This window comes from Pseudomonas sp. PDM19, assembly GCF_014852215.1.
Taxonomy (GTDB): Bacteria; Pseudomonadota; Gammaproteobacteria; order Pseudomonadales; family Pseudomonadaceae; genus Pseudomonas.
The window spans coordinates 1,363,125-1,383,880 of the sequence record NZ_JACVBG010000001.1; the positions used below are offsets into that span (position 1 = coordinate 1,363,125).

18 protein-coding genes are annotated in these 20,756 nt (G+C 67.1%); 14 read left to right on the top strand and 4 right to left on the bottom strand.

The features are described from left to right. Positions 1 to 103 precede the first annotated feature (103 nt). The gene (locus IB273_RS05870) at positions 104 to 2,101 is read right to left on the bottom strand and encodes a TonB-dependent receptor family protein (RefSeq protein WP_192223813.1); all 1,998 of its coding nucleotides are present in this window, start codon (positions 2,099 to 2,101) and stop codon (positions 104 to 106) included. Between the two features lie 352 nt (positions 2,102 to 2,453). On the opposite strand from IB273_RS05870, the gene IB273_RS05875 reads away from it, so the two are divergent. The 3 genes from IB273_RS05875 (at position 2,454) to IB273_RS05885 (ending at position 6,733) form a co-directional block, all read left to right on the top strand. After that, entirely contained in the window at positions 2,454 to 4,880 is a 2,427-nt protein-coding gene (locus IB273_RS05875; RefSeq protein ID WP_192223514.1) for a glucose/quinate/shikimate family membrane-bound PQQ-dependent dehydrogenase, read from the top strand. A gap of 107 nt (positions 4,881 to 4,987) precedes the next feature. After that, a complete protein-coding gene (locus IB273_RS05880) occupies positions 4,988 to 6,253 on the top strand; it encodes a carbohydrate porin (RefSeq protein ID WP_192223515.1) in 1,266 nt (421 codons plus the stop codon). A 147-nt stretch (positions 6,254 to 6,400) separates the two neighbouring features. Beyond that, positions 6,401 to 6,733, top strand: a complete 333-nt coding sequence (locus tag IB273_RS05885) for a DUF1508 domain-containing protein (RefSeq protein ID WP_081520420.1) — start codon at positions 6,401 to 6,403, stop codon at positions 6,731 to 6,733. 353 nt (positions 6,734 to 7,086) lie between these two features. Here the strand turns inward: IB273_RS05885 and IB273_RS05890 are convergent, their stop codons facing one another. Further along, a complete protein-coding gene (locus IB273_RS05890; RefSeq protein WP_225610080.1) occupies positions 7,087 to 7,464 on the bottom strand; it encodes a GFA family protein in 378 nt (125 codons plus the stop codon). Positions 7,465 to 7,641: 177 nt separating this feature from the next. On the opposite strand from IB273_RS05890, the gene IB273_RS05895 reads away from it, so the two are divergent. The 10 genes from IB273_RS05895 to IB273_RS05940 all read left to right on the top strand — a co-directional run bounded on the left by IB273_RS05895 (position 7,642) and on the right by IB273_RS05940 (position 18,581). Further along, positions 7,642 to 8,841, top strand: a complete 1,200-nt coding sequence (locus tag IB273_RS05895) for an MFS transporter (RefSeq protein ID WP_192223517.1) — start codon at positions 7,642 to 7,644, stop codon at positions 8,839 to 8,841. Positions 8,842 to 8,860: 19 nt separating this feature from the next. Beyond that, positions 8,861 to 9,664 (top strand): 2,5-didehydrogluconate reductase DkgB, encoded by an 804-nt coding sequence (gene dkgB, locus IB273_RS05900; RefSeq protein WP_081520423.1) that lies wholly within the window; start codon positions 8,861 to 8,863, stop codon positions 9,662 to 9,664. Between the two features lie 58 nt (positions 9,665 to 9,722). After that, positions 9,723 to 10,748: a zinc-binding dehydrogenase gene (locus tag IB273_RS05905; RefSeq protein ID WP_192223518.1), complete on the top strand. Its 1,026-nt coding sequence runs from the start codon at positions 9,723 to 9,725 to the stop codon at positions 10,746 to 10,748. A gap of 177 nt (positions 10,749 to 10,925) precedes the next feature. Further along, positions 10,926 to 11,708 (top strand): SDR family oxidoreductase, encoded by a 783-nt coding sequence (locus IB273_RS05910; RefSeq protein WP_192223519.1) that lies wholly within the window; start codon positions 10,926 to 10,928, stop codon positions 11,706 to 11,708. Positions 11,709 to 11,976: 268 nt separating this feature from the next. Continuing rightward, positions 11,977 to 12,882, top strand: a complete 906-nt coding sequence (locus IB273_RS05915) for a LysR family transcriptional regulator (RefSeq protein WP_081520426.1) — start codon at positions 11,977 to 11,979, stop codon at positions 12,880 to 12,882. Positions 12,883 to 12,982: 100 nt separating this feature from the next. Further along, complete coding sequence (locus tag IB273_RS05920; protein WP_192223520.1) at positions 12,983 to 15,148, top strand: FUSC family protein; 2,166 nt, start codon at positions 12,983 to 12,985, stop codon at positions 15,146 to 15,148. Then, positions 15,138 to 15,344: a DUF1656 domain-containing protein gene (locus tag IB273_RS05925; protein ID WP_045207441.1), complete on the top strand. Its 207-nt coding sequence runs from the start codon at positions 15,138 to 15,140 to the stop codon at positions 15,342 to 15,344. The genes IB273_RS05920 and IB273_RS05925 overlap by 11 nt, the downstream gene beginning before the upstream one ends. Continuing rightward, positions 15,345 to 16,304 carry an HlyD family secretion protein gene (locus IB273_RS05930; protein ID WP_192223521.1) on the top strand — a complete coding sequence of 320 codons (960 nt, stop codon included), beginning with the start codon at positions 15,345 to 15,347 and terminating at the stop codon, positions 16,302 to 16,304. It abuts the gene before it with no gap. A gap of 137 nt (positions 16,305 to 16,441) precedes the next feature. Next, on the top strand, positions 16,442 to 17,059 hold the full coding sequence (locus IB273_RS05935; protein ID WP_081520429.1) for a hypothetical protein: 618 nt from the start codon (positions 16,442 to 16,444) through the stop codon (positions 17,057 to 17,059). A 61-nt stretch (positions 17,060 to 17,120) separates the two neighbouring features. Then, positions 17,121 to 18,581, top strand: coding sequence for a mechanosensitive ion channel domain-containing protein (locus tag IB273_RS05940; RefSeq protein WP_081520430.1), 1,461 nt, complete (start codon positions 17,121 to 17,123; stop codon positions 18,579 to 18,581). Positions 18,582 to 18,608: 27 nt separating this feature from the next. Here IB273_RS05940 and IB273_RS05945 read toward each other — a convergent pair whose 3' ends face one another. After that, positions 18,609 to 18,962 (bottom strand): SH3 domain-containing protein, encoded by a 354-nt coding sequence (locus tag IB273_RS05945; RefSeq protein WP_081520431.1) that lies wholly within the window; start codon positions 18,960 to 18,962, stop codon positions 18,609 to 18,611. 39 nt (positions 18,963 to 19,001) lie between these two features. Continuing rightward, the gene (locus IB273_RS05950; protein WP_192223522.1) at positions 19,002 to 19,709 is read right to left on the bottom strand and encodes a 2OG-Fe(II) oxygenase; all 708 of its coding nucleotides are present in this window, start codon (positions 19,707 to 19,709) and stop codon (positions 19,002 to 19,004) included. Positions 19,710 to 20,075: 366 nt separating this feature from the next. Between IB273_RS05950 and IB273_RS05955 the strand changes: the two genes are divergently transcribed. Next, positions 20,076 to 20,702, top strand: coding sequence for a class I SAM-dependent methyltransferase (locus tag IB273_RS05955; RefSeq protein WP_192223523.1), 627 nt, complete (start codon positions 20,076 to 20,078; stop codon positions 20,700 to 20,702). Positions 20,703 to 20,756: the final 54 nt, after the last annotated feature.

The window sequence follows — 20,756 nt, forward strand, 5'->3', positions numbered from 1 at the left end:
ACTCGTCCCACGCAATGCAAAGGACGCGAGGATAGAGGATTCAGGGGCCTTGTGGCGCCCCGCAGACGACAATCGGAACATTGGAAGGCGATCCGGCGGCGACTCAATCGAACCGGTATTCCAGCCCGGCCCCCGCATACCACGAGCGCCCCGGCGCCGCCTCGTAGTAACGCCCGTTGCTGTCGCCGACGATCACCGAACCGACGTACTGGCGATCCAGCAGGTTGTCCAGGCGCACCAGTTGGTGGAAGGTCCAGGGCCCGACGTGCTGCTCGAAGCGGGTGCGCCAGTTGAACACCGCATAGCTGGGGGCCGGCTTGTCCTCGTTGCTGTCCTCGACATAGACCTTGCTGCGGTACTGGCCTTCGAAGCCCATGCTGATGCCATCCTGCGGCTTCCACACCAGCTCGCCGAACAGGCTGCTGCCGGGCACACCGGGCAGGTGGTTGCCCTTCTCGATGGTACTGCCGCTTTCGACGAAGTCCTCGTCGTAGGTGGCGTCGAGGCGCGTGTAAGCCAGGTTGGCCTGCCAGTGTTCGGACAGGTCGCTCTGCACCCCCAGCTCGAAACCCCGGCGCAGAGTCTTGCCGGCGTTCTGGTAACTGGTGCGGCCGCCGCTGGAGCTGGCGACGACGATCTCGTCGTCGGTGCGTATCTCGAAGATCGCCGCGTTGACCCGCGTATTACCGGCGACCCTGGCCTTCAGACCGACCTCATACTGGGTACTGGTGGCCGGGTCGAGGCCGAAGTTGAAACTCTCGCTCAGACCCGGCGCGTAGGCCATCTCGGCCTGGGTCGGGGTCTCGAAACCCTTGCCGGCGCTGACGTAGCCGTGCAGGTCGGGAGTGAAGGCGTACATCACCGAGAGCGACGGGTTGCTCTGCTGGTACTTCTTCGAGCCGCTGGAGTCGCCGTTGGCCAGGTAGCGATCGTCCACTTCCATTTTCAGGGTGCTGTGCCGCAGGCCCGCGTCGAAGGTCCAGTTACCCAGTTCCCAGCGGGCCTGCACGTAGGAGTCGAGGCTGGTGGCGATGTCGTTCTCGTTGCGCCGCATCTCGCCCTTCACGCCCAACTGGTCGCCGCTGAAGTTCTGGAAGCCCTTGCGGTCATCCTCGCTGCGGTCGTAGTCCACCCCGGTGGTGACGGTCAGCTCGCCCGGCACGCCGTGCACCGGCTGGATCCAACGCAGGGTGCCACCGTGGAACTCGCGGTCGAAGTCCACCACACCGCCGCCACGCTGGGAGTTGGAGGCCACCGTCCTGGGGATCGACAGGTACTGCACCACGCTGCGCTGGCCGGCGTAGAGGTTGAACTGCAGGGTCGCATCGCCGAAATAGCGCTCATAGTTCATGCCCAGCTGCTGGTGATCGATGCTCTTGCGCGTGTTGTACAGCTCGGCAGCCGGAGCGACGGAGCGCGGGTCGTGCTTATAGGCGTCCCAGGTCTGGCCCAGCGGGTCCTGCGTGTTGTTCTGCTCCAGGCTGCTGTAGATCAGCGCCATCCGGCTGTCTTCGTCGGGCTTGAAGTTGAGCTTGGCGAAGGTCTGGTCGCGGCGCGCGGCGCTGTGGTCGCGGTAGCCGTCGGTGTCCATGCGCGAGGCATCGAGCAGGAAACCAGCCTGGTCGGTGCCGCCTTCGGCATACAGGTGGTTCTTGTTGAAGCCGTCGCTGCCGAAGGTGGTTTCCGCGCCAACCTTCGGCGCCCCGTAACCGTCGCGGGAGAACATCTGGATCACCCCGCCGCTGTTGCTGCCGTAGAGCGTCGAGGCCGGGCCGCGCAGCACCTCGATGCGGTCGGCGACGTCGAGGTTCAGCGTCGCCGCCTGGCCCTGGCCGTCCGGCGTGCTGGCGGGGATGCCATCGCTGAGCAGCTTCAGACCGCGAATGCCGAAGGCCGAGCGCGCGCCGTAGCCACGGGAGGAAATCTGCAGGTCCTGGGCGTAGTTCTGGCGGTTCTGCACCACCAGGCCGGGCACCCGCTGCAGCACTTCGGAGGCATTGACGCCGAGCTGGCCGTCGCTGAGCTGCGGCTGCTGCACGGTGTCGATGGAAAACGGCAGGTCGAAGCTCGACACCGGCGCGTAGGCGCCCGTCACCACCATGGGTTCGGCCAGGGCTTGCTCGGCGCTCTGCGGGTCGGCGGCGCGGGCCAGCTGGCCGTGGGTGACGCCGCAGATCAGCAGCGGCAGCAGTTTGAGTCGGGCGGGCACAACGGAGCGGGAAACAGGCACGGCAGCTAGGATTCTTCTGTAGGACCGAGCAGCGATGCTGCCAGTCTCGGCAGCCTCTGCACAGGGGGATTGTGGGTCGGGATGTTCTGGGCAAGAACCGGAGGAGGCTATGGCATTCGTCCCAGCTTCTTTTGACAAAAGGCGCATCTTCGACGTTTGTACTATCTAGTTAATTAGCTTGCTAAGAGTATAATCGGCGAATCCAACAGTGAGAACCTTCTGTATGAAACCGGTACAGCGCGCCTCCCGCGTGAGCACTTTCATCCTCCTCGGCCTGGGTGTGGTCATCGCCCTCCTCGGCCTCGCCCTGGCCGCCGGCGGCATCCGCCTGGTCAGCCTCGGCGGTTCCTGGTACTTCCTCATCGGCGGTCTGGCCATGGCCGTTTCCGGCCTGCTGATCGCCCTTCGCAAGCCGGCCGGCGCCTGGCTGTTCGCCGCCTTCCTGGTGGCAACCGCGATCTGGGCCGTGGCCGACACCGGTCTGGTGTTCTGGCCGCTGTTCTCGCGCCTGTTCATGTTCAGCGCGATCGGCGTGGTAGTTGCGCTGGTCTACCCGCTGCTGGCCCGCTCCGCCGGCCGCGACGCAGGTCGTGGTGCATACGGCATCGCTGGCGTGCTGGCAGTGCTGGTGGTGATCGCCGCCGGCAACATGTTCGTCGCCCACCCCAGCGTTGCCCCCACCGGCAAGGGCCCCGGTCTGACACCGGTTGACCCGGCCCACGCGCAGAAGGACTGGGCCCACTACGGCAACACCGAGGGCGGCAGCCGCTTCGCCGCACTGGACCAGATCAACCGTGGCAACGTCGACCAGCTCAAGATGGCCTGGACCTACCACACCGGCGACGTGGCGATCAGCGACGGCAATGGCGCGGAAGACCAGCTCACCCCGCTGCAGGTCGGCGACAAGGTGTTCATCTGCACCCCGCACAACAACCTGATCGCCCTCGATGCGGACACCGGCAAGGAACTCTGGAAGAACGAGATCAACGCCCAGTCCAAGGTCTGGCAGCGCTGCCGTGGCATGGCCTACTTCGATGCCACCAAGGAGATCGCCCAGCCGACCCAGCCCAACAGCTCGCAGGTCATCGCCGCCAGCGTGCCGGCCGGCGCCAACTGCCAGCGTCGCCTGCTGACCAACACCATCGATGCGCGCCTGATCGCCGTGGACGCCGACACCGGCGAGTTCTGCCAGGGCTTCGGCAACAATGGCCAGGTCGACCTGAAGGCCGGCCTGGGTGACGTGCCCGATTCCTACTACCAGCTCTCCTCCGCCCCGCTCATGGCCGGTACCACCGTGGTGGTCGGCGGTCGCGTCGCGGACAACGTCCAGACCGACATGCCCGGTGGCGTGATCCGTGGCTTCGACGTCATCACCGGCGCCATGCGCTGGGCCTTCGATCCGGGCAACCCGGAAGACAAGCAGGCCCCGGCAGACGGCAAGACCTACGTGCGCAGCACTCCCAACAGCTGGGCGCCGATGTCCTACGACCCGGCGATGAATACCGTCTTCCTGCCCATGGGCAGTTCCTCCACCGACATCTATGGCGTGGAGCGCAGCAAGCTCGACCACACCTACGGCGCCTCGATCCTGGCCCTGGACGCCACCACCGGCGCCGAGAAGTGGGTCTACCAGACCGTGCACAACGACCTCTGGGACTTCGACCTGCCGATGCAGCCGAGCCTGATCGACTTCACCAGGGACGACGGCAAGACCGTGCCGGCGGTGGTGATCGGCACCAAGGCCGGGCAGATCTATGTGCTCGACCGCGCCACCGGCAAACCGCTCACCGAGGTGAAGGATGTACCGGTCAAGCCAGGCAACATCCCCAACGAGCCCTACTCGCCGACCCAGCCGAAATCCGTCGGCATGCCGCAGATCGGCGCGCAGACCCTCACCGAATCGGACATGTGGGGCGCCACGCCGTATGACCAGCTGCTGTGCCGCATCGACTTCAAGAAGATGCGCTACGACGGCCTCTACACCGCGCCGGGTACCGACCTGTCGCTGAGCTTCCCCGGCTCTCTGGGCGGCATGAACTGGGGCAGCCTTTCCACCGACCCGGTGCACGGTTTCATCTTCGTCAACGATATGCGCCTGGGCCTGTGGATCCAGATGATCCCCTCGGCCAACAAGGGCGCGGCGGCCGGCGGCGGCGAAGCGCTGAACACCGGGATGGGCGCCGTGCCGCTCAAGGGCACGCCCTACGCGGTGAACAAGAACCGCTTCCTCTCGGTGGCCGGCATCCCGTGCCAGGCGCCGCCGTTCGGTACCCTCACCGCCATCGACATGAAGACCCGCCAGGTGGCCTGGCAGGTTCCGGTGGGCACCGTGGAAGACACCGGCCCGCTGGGCATCCGCATGCACCTGCCGATCCCCATCGGCCTGCCGACCCTCGGCGGCACGCTGTCCACCCAGGGCGGCCTGGTGTTCATCGCCGGCACCCAGGACTTCTACCTGCGCGCCTACGACAGCGGCAACGGCAAGGAAATCTGGAAGGCCCGCCTGCCCGTCGGCAGCCAGGGCGGCCCGATGACCTATGTGTCGCCCAAGACCGGCAAACAGTTCATCGTCATCACTGCCGGCGGCGCACGCCAGTCCACCGATCGCGGCGACTACGTAATGGCCTACGCCCTGCCCGACAAGCAGTGAGCGGCCCGGCCTGACGATCCCATCGCGCCCGCCTCGTGCGGGCGTCTCCTTCCGGCGCGGCACTACCACCGCGCCTTTTTTTATTCGCTTCACGTTCAGGAAATCCCATGCGCACTTCCCTTCGCCTCACGCTCGGCCTGCTGCTGTGCGTCGCCTCGCTGCCTGCGCTGGCCGAAGAAGGCCTGCTCGACCGACCCACCATGACCGGCGACTGGGGCGGCCTGCGCCACCAGCTGGAACAGGACGGCGTCAAGTTCACCGGCGACTACAGCGGCGAGACCGCCTACAACGCCCACGGCGGCCTGCACCGCTCGGCGCGCTATTCGCAGAACATCAAGCTGGGCGTGCAGTTCGACCTGTCGAAACTCTACGGCCTGGACAACGGCGGCAAGGTCCAGCTGACCATCAACGACCGCCGCGGCAACAGCGCCTCGGAAGACCTGGTGGGCAACCGCCTGCCGGTCCAGGAAAACTACGGCGGCCTCTACACCCGTCTGACCGAGCTGAGCTACGAGCACGACCTGAGCCAGGCGCTGAACCTCAAGCTCGGCTACATGGCCATGGGCAACGACGTCGGCGGGCTGGACAGCGGTATCCTCTGCAACTTCATGAACGCCGGCTTCTGCGGCCACCCGCTGAACATGTCCGGCGGCAGCGGCTGGACCAACTACCCCAACGCGCACCTGGGAGCGCGGGTGAAGTACAGCTTCGCGCCGGACTGGCAGCTGCGCATCGCCGCCTTCAACGTCGACCCGGAAAGCAACGGCAACTCCAGCCGCGCCTGGCACCTCACCCCCAAGCACACCACCGGCACCGTGGTGCCCATCGAGCTGATCTACAAGCCCCAGGGCGAGCTGCCCGGCGAGTACAAGCTGGGCTGGTACTACGACAGCTCCGACGTACAGCGCATCGGCAGCGACAAGCAGGAGTCCGGCCGCAGCGGCCACTACCTGCTGGTGGACCAGGCCGTGTGGAACGACCCGGCCACCAAGGGGCGCAGCCTGCACCTGTTCGGCCAGGCCTCGGCCGCCAGCAGCGCCGCCTCGCCCTTCACCAAGTGGTATGGCGCCGGCGTCGTGCTCTACAAGCCCTTCGAAGGCCGCTCGAAGGACAGCCTCGCGCTGGGTTATGGCCGCGCCGTGCCCAACCCGCGCAGCCACGAGGTGCAGGAGAACAACGCTCTCGCCAACGGCCAGGACTATCCGAACCTGGACAGCGGCGAACAACTGATCGAGCTGAGCTACGGCTACCAGGCCACCCCCTGGCTGACCCTGCGCCCGGACGTGCAGTACGTCATCGAGCCGGGCGCCTTCTCCGGCCAGGACATCGACAACGCCCTGCTGCTCGGCCTGCAGGTCAAGGCGACGTTCTGAGACCCGCGGCCCTGAGACAAATTGATACAGTAACCCCATGATTCATAGGACTTTTCCTATACAAATAGAACGCCCGTACTCCTAAACTGGCCTGTCACCCTGCGGGAACACCCGCAGGACGTTGACACCGGTTATATGGAGCTACACATGCCCGGTTGGTATGAAATCAAGGAACTCAGCAGCGGCAACCGTCGCGTTCTGCTCAAGAACACTGCCCACGGTACTCTGCTGGAAACTCTGGCCTACCCGACACAGGAGGCAGCCGAGCAGGCCATCAACAGCCTCCGCAGCTCCTGTGCGGCCGTCGAGCGCTACAAGCGCCAGATGTCCCCCGGCGGCAAGAATTTCTTCGTGATCCGCGATAACACCGGTGCAGAACTGCTGACCAGCAAGCTGTACGACTCCGAGGCCGCTCGCGACCAGGCGATCGCAACGATCGCCCAGGCCGGCCTCAGCACCGAGCTGCGCAAGCACGCCTGAGTGACGAGTGAATGAAAGAGCCCCGCGCAATGCGGGGCTTTTTTATGGGCATCTGGCCTTGCAGGGCGGATAACGCTGGCGCGATATGCGCCCTACGAACTTATCCGCGAAGTCCCGGGCGGCGGAATCCGCAACTAGCGGGAATTACCGACGCACAGCGCCCGCTCCTACGGGATAGATCTGTGCTCGGATCGGCCCTCACCCTAACCCTCTCCCAGGGGGAGAGGGGACCGTTCGGTGCCGGATGAAATCACAGCGTCAGCCGGCACGATTTGCTCCCTCTCCCTGAGGGAGAGGGCTGGGGGTGAGGGGGAAAGCACAAACACCGAACTACCAGGGAAAGACAGTTGCTCCTACAGGTTGGCTTCGTCGTTCCCGGAAACCACGGTGGTCATGCTCCTGCCGTCCACCCGCCGCAACGGCAGCGACTCCGGGTCGAAGCCGTCGATGCAGCAGGCATTCACACTGAGCAGCGCCGGATTGCTGCGGCGCTGGTGGTAGACGTAGATGCCGCATGTCCCGCAGAAGTAATGCAGCGCGACGCCGCTGTTCCAGCGATACAGGTGTAGGGCCTGATCACCGCGGGTCAATCGGAAGTTGTCCTTCGGCACGGTCGCCATCAGGGCGTTGCGCTTGCCGCACAGCGAACAGTCGCAGCGCACCAGTTCATCGAGCTCTGCGTCGAAGGCGAAAGCCACCGCGCCGCAGTGGCAGGTGCCGGTGTAATGCATGGCTGAATCCTCCTCGGGGATGCCCTTCATCGCTGATCCTCATGAATACATCAGCGTAGACACCCCAGTATTCGTGACTCCGACTCAACTATCCTTTGCTGTTTACCACGTTTTTCTCAACGACTGACTTCCGGACAATGCCTCCCATCGCATCCCATTCGTCCGGAGCCCCACACCATGCCCCTCGCACTCCTGGCGCTGACGCTCAGCGCCTTCGCCATCGGCACGACGGAGTTCGTCATCGTCGGCCTGATCCCGACCATCGCCACCGACCTGGGCGTAACCCTGCCCTCCGCCGGCCTGCTGGTCAGCCTCTACGCCCTGAGCGTCGCCATTGGTGCACCGCTGCTCACCGCCATGACCGGGCGCATCCCGCGCAAGGCCTTGCTGGTCGGCCTGATGGCACTGTTCACCCTCGGCAACCTGGTGGCCTGGCAGGCACCCAGCTACGAATCGCTGATCATCGCGCGCATCCTCACCGGCCTGGCTCACGGTGTGTTCTTCTCGGTTGGCTCGATCATCGCCACCAACCTGGTGAGCAAGGACAAGGCCGCCAGCGCCATCGCGACCATGTTCAGCGGCATGACCGTGGCCTTCGTCACCGGCATCCCGCTGGGCACCTTCATCGGCCAGCACCTGGGCTGGCGCGTGACCTTCCTGGTGGTCGCCGCCTTTGGCGTGGTCGCCCTGCTCGGCAGCCTGCTGTTCGTGCCGAAGAACATCCAGCACACCCCGCCGGCACCGCTGCTGCGCCAGGCCCGCGTGCTGCTGCAACCGCGCCTGCTGCTGGTCTATGCGATGACCGCCGTGGGCTACGGCGGCTCGCTGATCGCCTTCACCTTCCTCGCGCCGATCCTCCAGGACCTGGCCGGTTTCAGTCCGAACATGGTCGGCGCCGTGCTCCTGGCCTACGGTGTCTCGGTGGCCATCGGCAATATCTGGGGCGGCCGCCTGGCCGACAAGCGCGGCCCGGTCAGCGCCCTGAAGATCATCTTCGGCCTGCTGGCTTCGGTACTGCTGGTGTTGACCTTCACCGCCGGCAACCCTTGGCTGGTGGTGCTGACGGTGCTGGCCTGGGGCGCAGTGGCCTTCGGCAACGTGCCAGGCCTGCAGGTGTATGTCGTGCAACAGGCCGAGCGCGTGGCGCCGGATGCCGTAGACGTGGCCGCCGGCTTCAACATCGCCGCGTTCAACCTCGGCGTGGCTGGCGGTTCCTGGGCGGGCGGTCTGGTCGTCAGTCACCTGGGCCTGGGCCACACCCCCTGGATCGCCGCCGTGGTCACCCTCGCCGCCTTCGGCCTGACCGCCCTGAGTGGCCGTCTGGACCGCAGAAATTCCATGGAACCGGCCGCCGCTGGCGCGGTTCCCACTCACTGATCGACCAAGGAGACTTCCCATGAGCGTTCCCGCATTCGGCCTCGGCACCTTCCGCCTCAAGGGCCAGACCGTCATCGACTCCATCCGCACCGCGCTGGACCTGGGCTACCGCGCCATCGACACCGCGCAGATCTACGGCAACGAAGCCGACGTCGGCGAGGCCATTGCCGGCGCCAGGGTCAAGCGTGACGAGCTGTACCTGACCACCAAGATCTGGACCGAGAACTACGCTGCCGACAAGCTGATCCCCAGCCTCAAGGACAGCCTGCACAAGCTGCGTACCGACCGTGTCGAGCTGACCCTGATCCACTGGCCGTCACCCAAGGGCGAAGTCCCGGTCGCCGAATTCATGGGCGCCCTGGCCGAAGCCAAGGCCCAGGGCCTGACCGGCGAGATCGGCGTCTCCAACTTCACCATCGCGCTGATGCAGGAAGCCATCGCCGCCGTTGGTGCGGGCCAGATCGCCACCAACCAGGTGGAACTGCACCCCTACCTGCAGAACCGCAAGGTCGTCGATTTCGCCAAAAGCCAGGGCATCCACATCACCTCCTACATGACCCTGGGCTACGGCAAGGTGCTCAGCGACGAGGTGATCATCGAGATCGCCAAGCGCCACGGTGCAACCCCGGCGCAGGTCACCCTGGCCTGGGCCATGCAGCTGGGCTACTCGGTCATCCCCTCGTCCACCAAGCGCGAGAACCTCGAAGGCAACCTGCGCGCCGTCGACCTGCGCCTGACCGACGCCGACATGGCCGCCATCGCCGCGCTGGAGCGCAACGAGCGCATCACCAGCCCGGAAAGCCTGGCCCCGGCCTGGGATTGATTCGTCCCTGTCTGATAGCCGCCCCTCGGGGCGGCTTTTCCGCTTCCAAGGAATACTCATGAGAGCACCCGAGCACACCCCCGCAAACGACTACGCCGCCTGGACCTGGACGCCCGGCGCCGGCCTCGACGGGCTGACCCTCGCCCGCCTGCCGGTGCCCACGCCGGGCCCGGACGAAGTGCTGGTGGCCAACACCGCCATCGCACTGAACCCGGTGGACTGGAAGATGATCGACTGGGGCCGCGACGACTGGCAGCAAGGCCAGGTGCCCGGCGTGGATGGCGTCGGCATCGTCATCGCGGTGGGCAGCGAGGTGAACCTGCGCGCCGGTGCCCGCGTCGCCTACCACCAGGCGCTGACCCGCGGCGGCAGCTTCGCCGAATACACCCTGCTGCGCGCCCGCGCCGTCTACCCGGTGCCCGATTCGCTGGACGACGCCACCGCCGCCAGCCTGCCCTGCCCCGGTCTCACCGCCTGGCAGGCACTGGACAAGCTGCCGGCCTGCAACAACCGCGACGTGCTGGTGACCGGGGCCGGCGGAGCAGTCGGCTACCTGCTGGCGCAACTCGCCCTGCAACGCGGCCTGCGCGTGTGGGTGACGGCCTCGGCGAAACGCCGCGAGCACCTGCTGCAACTGGGTATCGCCGGAGTCTTCGACTACCGCGACGGCCAGTGGACCCAGCACCTGCTCGAAGCCCTCGGCCCGCGTCGCCTGCACGGGATCTTCGACACCGTCAGCGGTAACCACGCCGCCAGCCTCGCCCCGCTGCTGGGCTACAACGGCCACCTGGTGTGCATCCAGGACCGCCAGGAAGGCGCCCCGCTGCCGGCTTTCAGTACCGCCATCTCGCTGCATGAAGTGGCGCTCAACAGTATCCACGCCCATGGCGAAACCCTCGACTGGCAAGAACTGCACGCAGGCGCAGAACGACTGATGCAGGGCGTCGCCAATGGCCAGTTGCAGGCGCCGGCGAAGCAATTTTTCGACTTCGCCGAGCTGCCCGAAGCGCTGCACCGCTTGAAGTCCGGCGCAGGCAGCGGTAAATGGATCAGTCGCCTGCCGGCGCCGATGGTCATCGCCTGACCGGACCGCTTCGGGGTAAAGCCGAACCCCCATCTGGCAGGATGAACACGTCGTCGGATGGCGTGGAGCGCAGCGATACCCATCGATGCCGTGCACCCGACGCATGGGTATCGCTGCGCTCCACCCATCCTACAAGAGCGCCCCGGACAAAACCCTCAGAACGAACAGGAGAACATCATGGATCTGGGCATCAAGGGCCGCTGGGCCGTGGTCTGCGCCGCCAGCAAGGGCCTGGGCAAGGGTTGCGCCCTGGCGCTGGCCCGCGAGGGCGTGAACCTGGCGATCAACGCCCGCGACGTCGACACCCTCGCCGCCACCGCCGCTGAACTGCGCCTGCTGGGCGTGGAAGTACGCGAAGTGGCCGGCGACATCAGCCAGCCGGACGTGCGCGCCGCACTGGTCGCCGCCTGCCCGCAGGTGGACATCCTGGTCAACAACGCCGGCGGTCCCCCGCCTGGTGATTTCCGCGACTGGGAACGCGAGGACTGGCTGCGCGCCCTGGAGCTGAACATGCTCACGCCCATCGAGCTGATCAAGGCCACCATCGACGGCATGGCCGAACGCGGCTTCGGGCGCATCGTCAACATCACCTCCGGTTCGGTTAAAGCGCCGATCGCCACCCTGGGCCTGTCGAACGGCGCGCGCAGCGGCCTGACCGGGTTCGTTGCCGGCGTTGCCCGCCAGCCGCAGGTAGCGGGCAACAACGTGACCCTCAACGGCCTGCTGCCCGGCTCCTTCGACACCGACCGCCTGCGCAGCGGCTTCCACCGCGCGGCAACCCTGAGTGGACGCGACGAAGGCGAACTGGTGGATGCCGGCAAACAGGAAATCCCCGCCGGGCGCTTCGGCAGCGCCGAGGAATTCGGTGCTTTCTGCGCCTTCCTGTGCAGCGCCCACGCCGGCTACCTGACCGGGCAGAACCTGCTGCTCGATGGCGGCGCCTATCCGGGCACCTACTGAGTCCTGCACCCTGGTCCCAGCACCGGTATCCCTGTAGGAGCGAGCCATGCTCGCGATCCGTCGGCAGGGCCGGCGCTGGCCATCGCAGCGGAAGTCTGCCATCGGACGAATTCCAACCCTACCGGCACCTGGCACCGAATCTCCCTGCAGAGTCGCCCTAAGGGCGCGGTCGCGGGCATGGCCCGCTCCTGCAATGGCGTCCGATGTTCAAGACAACCCAGCTACGCCGCCCCTACAATCACCCCGCCGCTCCCGAACAGGCCTGCCGATGAAAGCCCACTCCGACGAACTCAAGACCTTCGCCACGGTGATCGACTGCGGCTCTATCACCGCCGCCGCCGAACAGCTGGGGCTGACGCCCTCGGCCGTCAGCCGTGCGCTGTCGAAGCTGGAGGAAAAGCTCGGCACCACCCTGCTCAACCGCACCACGCGGCGCATGAAGCTGACCGAGGAAGGCGAGTTCTTCCTCGAGAACGCCCGGCACATCCTCGAACAGATGGACGCCCTGGAAGAGCGCCTGGCCCTGCGCCAGCAATCCCCGGCCGGGCGTCTGCGAATCAACGCGGCGTCGCCCTTCATGCTCCACGCGGTAGTGCCGCATATCGGCGCCTTCCGCGAGCGCTATCCGGACATCGAGCTGCAGCTCAACACCAACGACCTCAACATCGACCTGCTGGAACAGAGCACCGACATCGCCATCCGCATCGGCCACCTCGCCGACTCCAGCCTGCACGCCCGTCCGCTGGGCAGCAGCCGCCTGAACCTGCTCGCCGCTCCCCAATACCTTGAGCGCCACGGCACCCCGACCAACCTGGAAGAGCTGCTCGGCCACTCGCTGCTGGGCTTTACCCAGCCGGAGGCGCTGAACGTCTGGCCGATCCGCCACGCCGGGGGCGACACCCTCACGGTCGACCCGTCGCTGTCCGCCTCCAGCGGCGAGACCCTGCGCCAGCTGGCCATCGGCGCCCAGGGCATCGCCTGCCTCGCCAGCTTCATGACCTGTGACGACATCCGCGCCGGCCGGCTAGTGCGCGTGCTGCCGGAGATGACCAGCGAGCGCCGCCAGCCGATCCACGCGGTGTACTACCGCAACTCGCAGCTGGCGCTGCGCATCCAGTGCTTCCTCGACTTCATCCAGGAGCGTCTGGCGCAGTCGCTGCACGCCACCGGCTAAGCCAAGAAATTTCCCACAGCCGGAAAACCTCGACCACACTCAACAGGGTTCGCGACGCTCCACCGCCGGGGCGTCTTCCCGCCGTGATCGAGGGCCTGGCATGTCACCCATGCTGCTGTACCTGCGCGCCATCATCCATCCTGGCCGCGATACCCTGCTGTTCGCCCTGCGCACCGTGCTGGCGGGGCTGCTGACGCTCTACCTGGCGTTCCTGCTCGACCTCGACCAGCCCAAGTGGGCGACCATGACGGTGGTGATCATCAGCACCCCGCTGGCCGGCATGACCCTGCAGAAAAGCTTCGCCCAGGTAATCGGCACCACCATCGGCGCCATGGTCGCCATGGCCATCATGGCGCTGTTTCCCCAGGCGCCGCTGCCCTTCATCGTTACCCTGGCGCTGTGGCTGGCGCTCTGCACGGCCGGCGGCACCCTGATGCGCTTCACCTACTCCCATGCCTTCGTCCTCAGCGGCTTCACCGCGGTGATAGTCGCGCTGCTGGCCCAGCCGGCGCCCGAGTCCACCTACACCCTGGCCATCACCCGCGTCACCGAAACCCTGCTGGGCGTTGCCTGCGTGACCTTGGTCAGCCTGTTCTTCGCCCGGCCGCAGAGTGTCGCGCGCGGTTATTTCGCCAAGGTCGACCAGTTGATCCGCCTGATTGCCGTGCACGCCGCCGCGGTGATCCGTGGCGAGGAGCTGGAGGAAGACTTCCAGCAACGCCAGAAGCAATTGCTGGGCGAGATAGCCGCCCTGGAAATGCTGCGCCGCCACCTGTATTTCGACGCCCCGCGCCTGCGCGGCGCCGATGAACTGGTGCAGCAACTGGCCAACCAACTGGTGCTGATGACCTCGCGCCTGGCCATCCTGCGGCGCCAGCGCAAGTTGATCGAAGCGCGCCTGAGCGGCCCGCTGCCCGAATCCGTGCGGCGCCTGCGCGAGGACGAACTGGCCTGCCTTGCCGAGCTGGCCGAGTTCGGCCGCGACCTGCCCGGCGCCACCCGCAAGCGCATCACTCAGCTGCGCCAGCGCTTCGACGCCGCCGCACGGCAGGCGGAGGAACTGGCCGACGGCCTGCCCACGTCACTGCGTTCACTGGCCTGGGCGCTGCGCTTCGAGCAGGCGCGGCTGATGCAGCAACTCGACGAGATGATCGAGCTGAGTGAGGCGATCCAGGAGGGCCGCCCCGGCAGCAGCTCCTACCCGCAGAGCCAGGCCCACGCCCTGCACCTGGACTTCCACCTCGCCGCGATGAACGCCACCCGCGCGTTCGTCGCGCTGTGCTGCGCCGGCTGGATCTGGATCGAGACCGCCTGGGACGGCGCCCGCGCCGGGATGATCCTGATCGGCATCCTCTGCTCCCTGCTCGCCACCTTCCCGCGCCCGCTGATGGCGAGCCTGGCCTACATGCGCGGGCTGGCCATGGCGCTGGTGGCGGCGGCGCTGCTGCAGTTCCTGCTGCTGCCCAGCGTTGGCGACTTCGAGATGCTCGCGCTGTTCCTCACGCCGCTGCTGTACGTGATCGCAGTCGGGCTGGCCAACCCGCAGACAGCGGGGATCGGCATCGGTCTGGGCTTATCGACCTTCCTGCTTGTCGGCCCGCAGAACCAGGGCGCGTGGATCAACACCTCGCTGCAATGGTTCGAGTTCGCCGGCGGCTACGTCAGTGCCGGTGTGCTGGCGTTGCTGGTCTACGCCTGGGTGTTCCCCTTTGACGCCGATGCGCGCCTGCGCCGCCAGTCGCGCCGCACCCGCGCCGAGGTGCGCTCGGTACTGCTGTCCAAGCCCAGCGAAGCTCGCCGATTCCTGTTCGAGAGCCGCATGGTGGATCGCCTGGCGATCATGCTCGGGTTGTTGCCGGCGGCGCGCGACAACCAGTCCGGCGAGCGCTTCCAGTGCAGCCTGGCGAGCATGACCCTGGGTGTGGTGCTGCACCAGCTGCGCCGCGAGAGCCTGAACCCCAACGGCCTGCCGCAGGCGCTGCGCGAGCGCCTGTCACTGCTGCTGGATGAACTCGCCGCCTGCCTCGACCAGCCACCCGCCGCGCCGCTGCACCGGGTACTGCCGGCCATGCGCGAGCTGGGCAGCGAGCTGGACGAGCTGCAAAGCCACGGCAACTACCCCAGCGGCGACGCCATGCGCCCGGTGTTCGTCAGCGGCGTCGCGCTGCTGGTGGCTGCCGACCTGCTGGAACGCTTCCGCGACCTCTACGGCGAATCCGCCGCCCTCCATGACGACCACGGGGAAGCCGCGCTGCATGCCCGTTGATATCGAACTGGGCGGGGTCTACCTGCCGCCGCTGGCCCAGGCGCTGCTGCTGGCCCTGCCGATCTTCCTGCTGCTGGACTGGAGCCTGCGTCGCCTCGGCGTCCTGCGTCTGGTCTGGCACGAGGCGCTGTTCGAAGGCGCGCTCTATGCCTGCATCTGCGCAGGCCTGATCCTGCTCATGGGAGCCCTGCACTGAATGGCCAGCCTGCGCAAAGCCGTCCCGCCGCTGATCACCCTGGCCGTGGTCGCGCTCGCCCTGATCCTCGGTTACTTCGCCTGGACCTACTACACCCGCGCGCCCTGGACCCGCGACGCCCGCGTGCGCGCCGACGTGGTGACGCTCTCGGCGGACGTCACCGGGCGTATCGTCGAACTGCGGGTGAAGGACAACCAGCACGTCAAAAAGGGCGAGCTGCTGCTGACCATCGACCCGGCGCGCTACGAACTGGCGGTGCTGCACGCCGACCGCGCGATGGAAGTCGCCCGCGCCGCACTCGGCCAGTCCCAGGCGGCCATCACTGCCAACCAGGCGCTGTTGCAGCAGCGCCACAACGAGGAGGTCCGGCGCCGGGCGCTGAAGGCGCGCTCGGCGATCTCCAACGAGGAATGGGAGAAGGCGCAGACCGACGTCACCGTGGCCGAGGCCCAACTGCTGCGCGAACAGGCCAACCTGGGCCTGGCGCAAGCCAATGTGGCGCTCTCCGAAGCCGCGCAGAAGCAGGCACGCCTGGACCTGGAGCGCACCCAGGTGATGGCGCCGGTGAACGGCTACGTGACCAACCTGCTGACCCGCGCCGGTGATTACGCCACGGCCGGCCATTCACTGGTGGCGCTGGTGGACAGCGACTCCTTCTACGTCGGCGGCTACTTCGAGGAAACCAAGCTGCCACGTATCCGCGAGGGGGACCGGGTGGACGTGCAGCTGATGAGTGGCGAGCGCTTCGACGGCCGCATCGAGAGCATCGCCTTCGCCATCACCGACCGCGAGAACGCCCCCGGCGCGCGCCTGCTGGCCAACATCAACCCGAGCTATACCTGGGTGAAACTCGCCCAGCGCATCCCCGTGCGTATCGCCATCGCCCCCGACTACAAGGGCCGCGACCGCCTGCGCGCCGGCACCACCGCCACCGTCAGCGTGGTCGAAAGCGCTCGCTAGGCCCCTACCTTCCGATGGGCACGGGGAACTTTCATCACCGCCCCGTCATCAACCCATCGCGTGATTGTCACCCGCCCGGTGCAGCATGCTTTCAGCTTCCCGCATCCCGCGCGGACGCCTGCGCACGAGGATGACCCTTGCCCCGCCTTCGCCTTCTGGCCGCTTCCCTGCTGACCTGCACCACTCTCGCCCTGGTGGCCTGGCGTTCGCTGCCCACGCCACTGGAAGACGTGCCGAGCAGCAGCCTGTTCGCGCACAACTGGGCCCGCGGCGGGGTCGTCCTGCTGGTGCGCCACATGGAGCGTTGCGACCGCTCCACCGCCGAATGCCTGGGCGCCGCCGACGGCATCACCGCCCGCGCCGCCGCCCTGGCGCGGAGCATGGGCGAGAGCATCACGCGCCTGGGCCTGACCGCCACCGACATCTACAGCAGCCCGGCCAACCGCACCATGCAGACCGCCGACCTGATGTTCGACCGCAACGTGGCGCGCCAGGACTGGCTGCTCACCTGCAAGGATGGCGACCTCGCCGAGCAGATCCGCCAGCACAAGGCCGCGCACCGCAACCTCGTGCTGGTCACTCACAGCGAATGCTTCGACCTCCTGCGCGAGAACCTCAAGGTGCGCGAGACCGACACCCCCGAGTACGGCAGCGCCCTGGTGCTGTTCGACGAGAGCGAACCCAGGCTGCGCATTGCCGGGGAAGTCGAGACCGATGAGTGGCTGAAGCTGGTGAACTCGCACAACCCGAGCTGAGGCCGCTGCCAGAAAGCGCTTTCTGTGCCATCTTCTTGCGATCGTTCCAAGGAGAGGCTCGATGCCCGCCCTGCTCACTTCCCACCCGCTGTTCGCCGCCCCCGTCCTGCTGCTGATCGACCTGCTGCTCTGGCGGCTGGTCGGCCCGGCTCATCCGCACTGGCGGCTGGCCACGCGCATCCTGTGCTTCCTGCTGTTCAGCCTCCTGCTGTTCAACGCCGGGATGAACCCGCTGCGCGCCGCGCCCTGGCCGGATGACCTGCCCAGCCACATGGTCGCCACGGCCGTGCAGATATTCTGGTGGCTGTTCGCCGCGCGCTGCCTGACGGTGGTGCTGGGCTTCCTGCTGGTGCAACGCATCGGCCACGGCGGGCGGTTGCTGCAGGACGTGGTCGGCGCACTGATCTTCCTGGTCGCCATCATCGCCGCCGCCGGCTACGTGCTGGAGCTGCCGGTGAAGGGCCTGCTGGCCACTTCCGGGGTGGTTGCCATCGTCCTCGGCCTGGCGCTGCAGAGCACCCTGAGCGACGTGTTCTCCGGCATCGTGCTGAACACCACCAAGCCGTACCAGCTGGACGACTGGATCTCCATCGACGGTATCGAGGGCAAGGTCACCGAGATCGACTGGCGCTCCACCTACCTGCAGACCTCGCAGGGCACGCTGGCCGTGGTGCCCAACTCCCTCGCCGCCAAGGCCAAGGTGCTCAACCTGAGCCGCCCGGCAAACCTCTATGGCGTCAGCGTGAGCCTGACGGTCAGCCCGCACATCCGCCCGCGCAAGGTCGTGGAGGCGCTGGAGCACGCGCTCGGCGGCTGTCGAGCGCTGCTGGCCACGCCTGCGCCAGCGGTAAGCGTGCGCAAGTCCGCGCCGGACGGTGTGGAATACGAAATGAGCGGCTTCGTCGCCGCCATGGGCGAGAAGCGCGAGGTGCGCAACCAGTTGTTCGACCTCGCCTACCGCCACCTGCAGGCCGCGGGCATCAACCTGCTCGCCGAAGCCGATGCGCCGATGCGCGAGAGCGCCTCGCGGGCACGGGCGCTGCTGGTGCGTTCGGGGCTGTTCGATGCGCTGCGCGACGAGGAACGCGACGAACTGGCAAAGCGCATGCAGCGCCGCCCCTTCAAGCGCGGCGAAGTGCTGCTGGCGCCGGGGGATGTCAGCGACCGCCTGCTGATCATCGACTCCGGCGTGGTCAGCGTCACCCTGCCCCACGACAGCCAGACCATCGAGGCCGGCCGCATGGGGCCGGGCGAAGTGTTCGGCGAAGCCGGCGTGCTGACCGGTTCGGCCTGGCAGGCTGAGTTCACCGCGATCAGCGATGGCGCCGCCTACTACATCGACAAGGAAACCCTCGCTCCCTGCATGGAGGCGCGCCAGGAGATCGCCGAGGCCATGGGCCGTCTGCTGGACTTCCGCCAGAAGGCCAGCGCCGCGCTATTGGTCGAGCAACCCACGGTGGTGCAGCAGCGCGGGCTGATGGCCTGGCTCAAGCAGCACGCCGGACGCCGCTACAAGGCCTGACTCCATTGCGTAGCAGGCGTTGCCGGGTCAGGCGCTGACTTCCTGCAGGCAATCCAGCGGCACCCAGCCGGCCTCGCCACCGGAGCGCACGCACCAGAGCCAGCCGCCCAGCTCGCGGCCGCCTTCGAGGCGCTCGCCGACTTCGACGTCGAGCTCGCGGGCGGTGTAGTCCTCCATCGCCACCCCCGCGCCCGGCGCAGTCATGTTGAATACCTGCGCCGGCACCCAGCCCTCGCGCTGGCCGGGCGTGGAGCAGAAGTACCAGTCTTCCCAGCCCTCGGCGCCTTCATAACGCTCACCGACGAACAGCGGTGCGCCCCTGGCGAAGGTGATGGGCGCGGGATACTCGCTGCGGTGACGCTGAATCACTTCGTAGTGCATGTCGATCTCCCGGTTCCCTGGACCGATCCATGCTACTCCTCACAGCGCATCGTGGAAGATCACCCCGAGGGTGAAGCGCTCGCCGGTATGCAGGCGACTGACGCCGTGGCGCATATTGACCCGGTGATAGCCGCGCACGCCGTGAACCGGGCGCTGGGCCACGGCGAACACCACCGCATCGCCCTGCTGCAAAGGCACCACGCTCGCCCGCGACTGCATGCGCGGGCGCTGCTCGGTGAGGACGAACTCGCCGCCCGTGAACTCTTCGCCCGGCCGCGACAGCAGGATCGCCACCTGCAGCGGGAAGGCCCGTTCCCCGTAGAGGTCCTGGTGCAGGCAGTTGTAGTCGCCAGCACGGTAGCGCAGCAGCAAGGGGGTCGGCCGCCGCTGGCCGGCGGCGTGGCATTGGTCGAGGAAGCCGGCATGCTCCGGCGGGTACTGGATGCTGGTGCCCATGCGCTCCTGCCAGGTGTTGGCGATGGCCCGCAGCGGCGGATAGAAGGTTTGACGAAGCTCCTGCAGCAGGGTCGGCAAGGGATAGGCGAAGTAGCGGTATTCGCCGAGGCCGAAGTTGTGCCGGGCCATGACTACGCGGCTGCGAAATGGCGCCTCCTGGTCGTAGAGCGCGCGGAGCGTCTCGCACTGCGCCCTGTCCAGCAGGCCGGGGATCAGCGCGTGGCCGTCGGCGTCGAGTTGCTGGGTGAGTGCGGGCCAATCCAGGCCGGACAGGGTTCGGGAGAGGAGCATCTTGGCGATCCGTGATGGCAATGCCTCAGTCTAGGACCGCCCCTTTACCGCCCGCGCCCCAAGGCCGACTTTCAAACTTCCCTGTAGGAGCGCCCCATGGGCGCGATCGCGGGCATGGCCCGCTCCTACAGTGTTGGTATCCGCCGCGGTGGCATCGGCGGATAACCCGTTCCGGGTTATTCGCCCTACGGGTACCAGGAAATCAGGTCAGCGGCCGGCCCTGTAGGGCGCATAACGCCTATGGCGTTATCCGCCGCCATGGCGGACAGCCTGCTCCGGGTTATTCGCCCTGCGGTGACCGGCCAATGGGGCCATCCGTCAGGCGTCGTTGTAGACTCGGACATCCACCCCGGACCGACTACCGCCATGAGCACCGAAGACCCGATCCTGCGCGACATTTCCCGCGTCACCCTGCAGCACTACCAGAACAGCGCCCAGTCTTTCCGCGAGGGTACCTGGGACCACGACGTCACCCAGAACATTGCCGCGCTGCTGCGACATATCCAGGGCGAAGCACCTTTCGTGCTGCTCGATTTCGGTTGCGGTCCAGGCCGCGACCTGTGTGCTCTGAAAGGCATGGGGCATGCACCGGTCGGCCTGGACGGCTGCGCCGGCTTCGTCGCCATGGCGCGCGAGGCCAGCGGCTGCGAAGTCTGGCAGCAGGATTTCCTCGCTCTTGAGCTGCCCGCCGAGCGCTTCGACGGCATCTATGCCAATGCCAGCCTGTTCCATGTACCGCGCAGCGAGCTGCCGCGTGTGTTGCGCCAGCTGCATGGGGCGCTGAAGCCGGGTGGCGTGCTGTTCAGCTCCAATCCGCGCGGGGAGAATCAGGAAGGCTGGAATGGCGGGCGCTACGGCTCCTACCACGACCTGGAGAACTGGACGCGCCTGCTGGAGAACGCCGGCTTCCGCGAGCTCGAGCACTACTATCGTCCGGCAGGCCTGCCACGGGAGCAGCAGCCCTGGCTGGCGAGCGTGTGGCGCAAGGTTTGAATTGACGCCAGCCCTGCCGGCGGGTCGCGGGCAGGGCCCGCCCCTGAGGGGGAA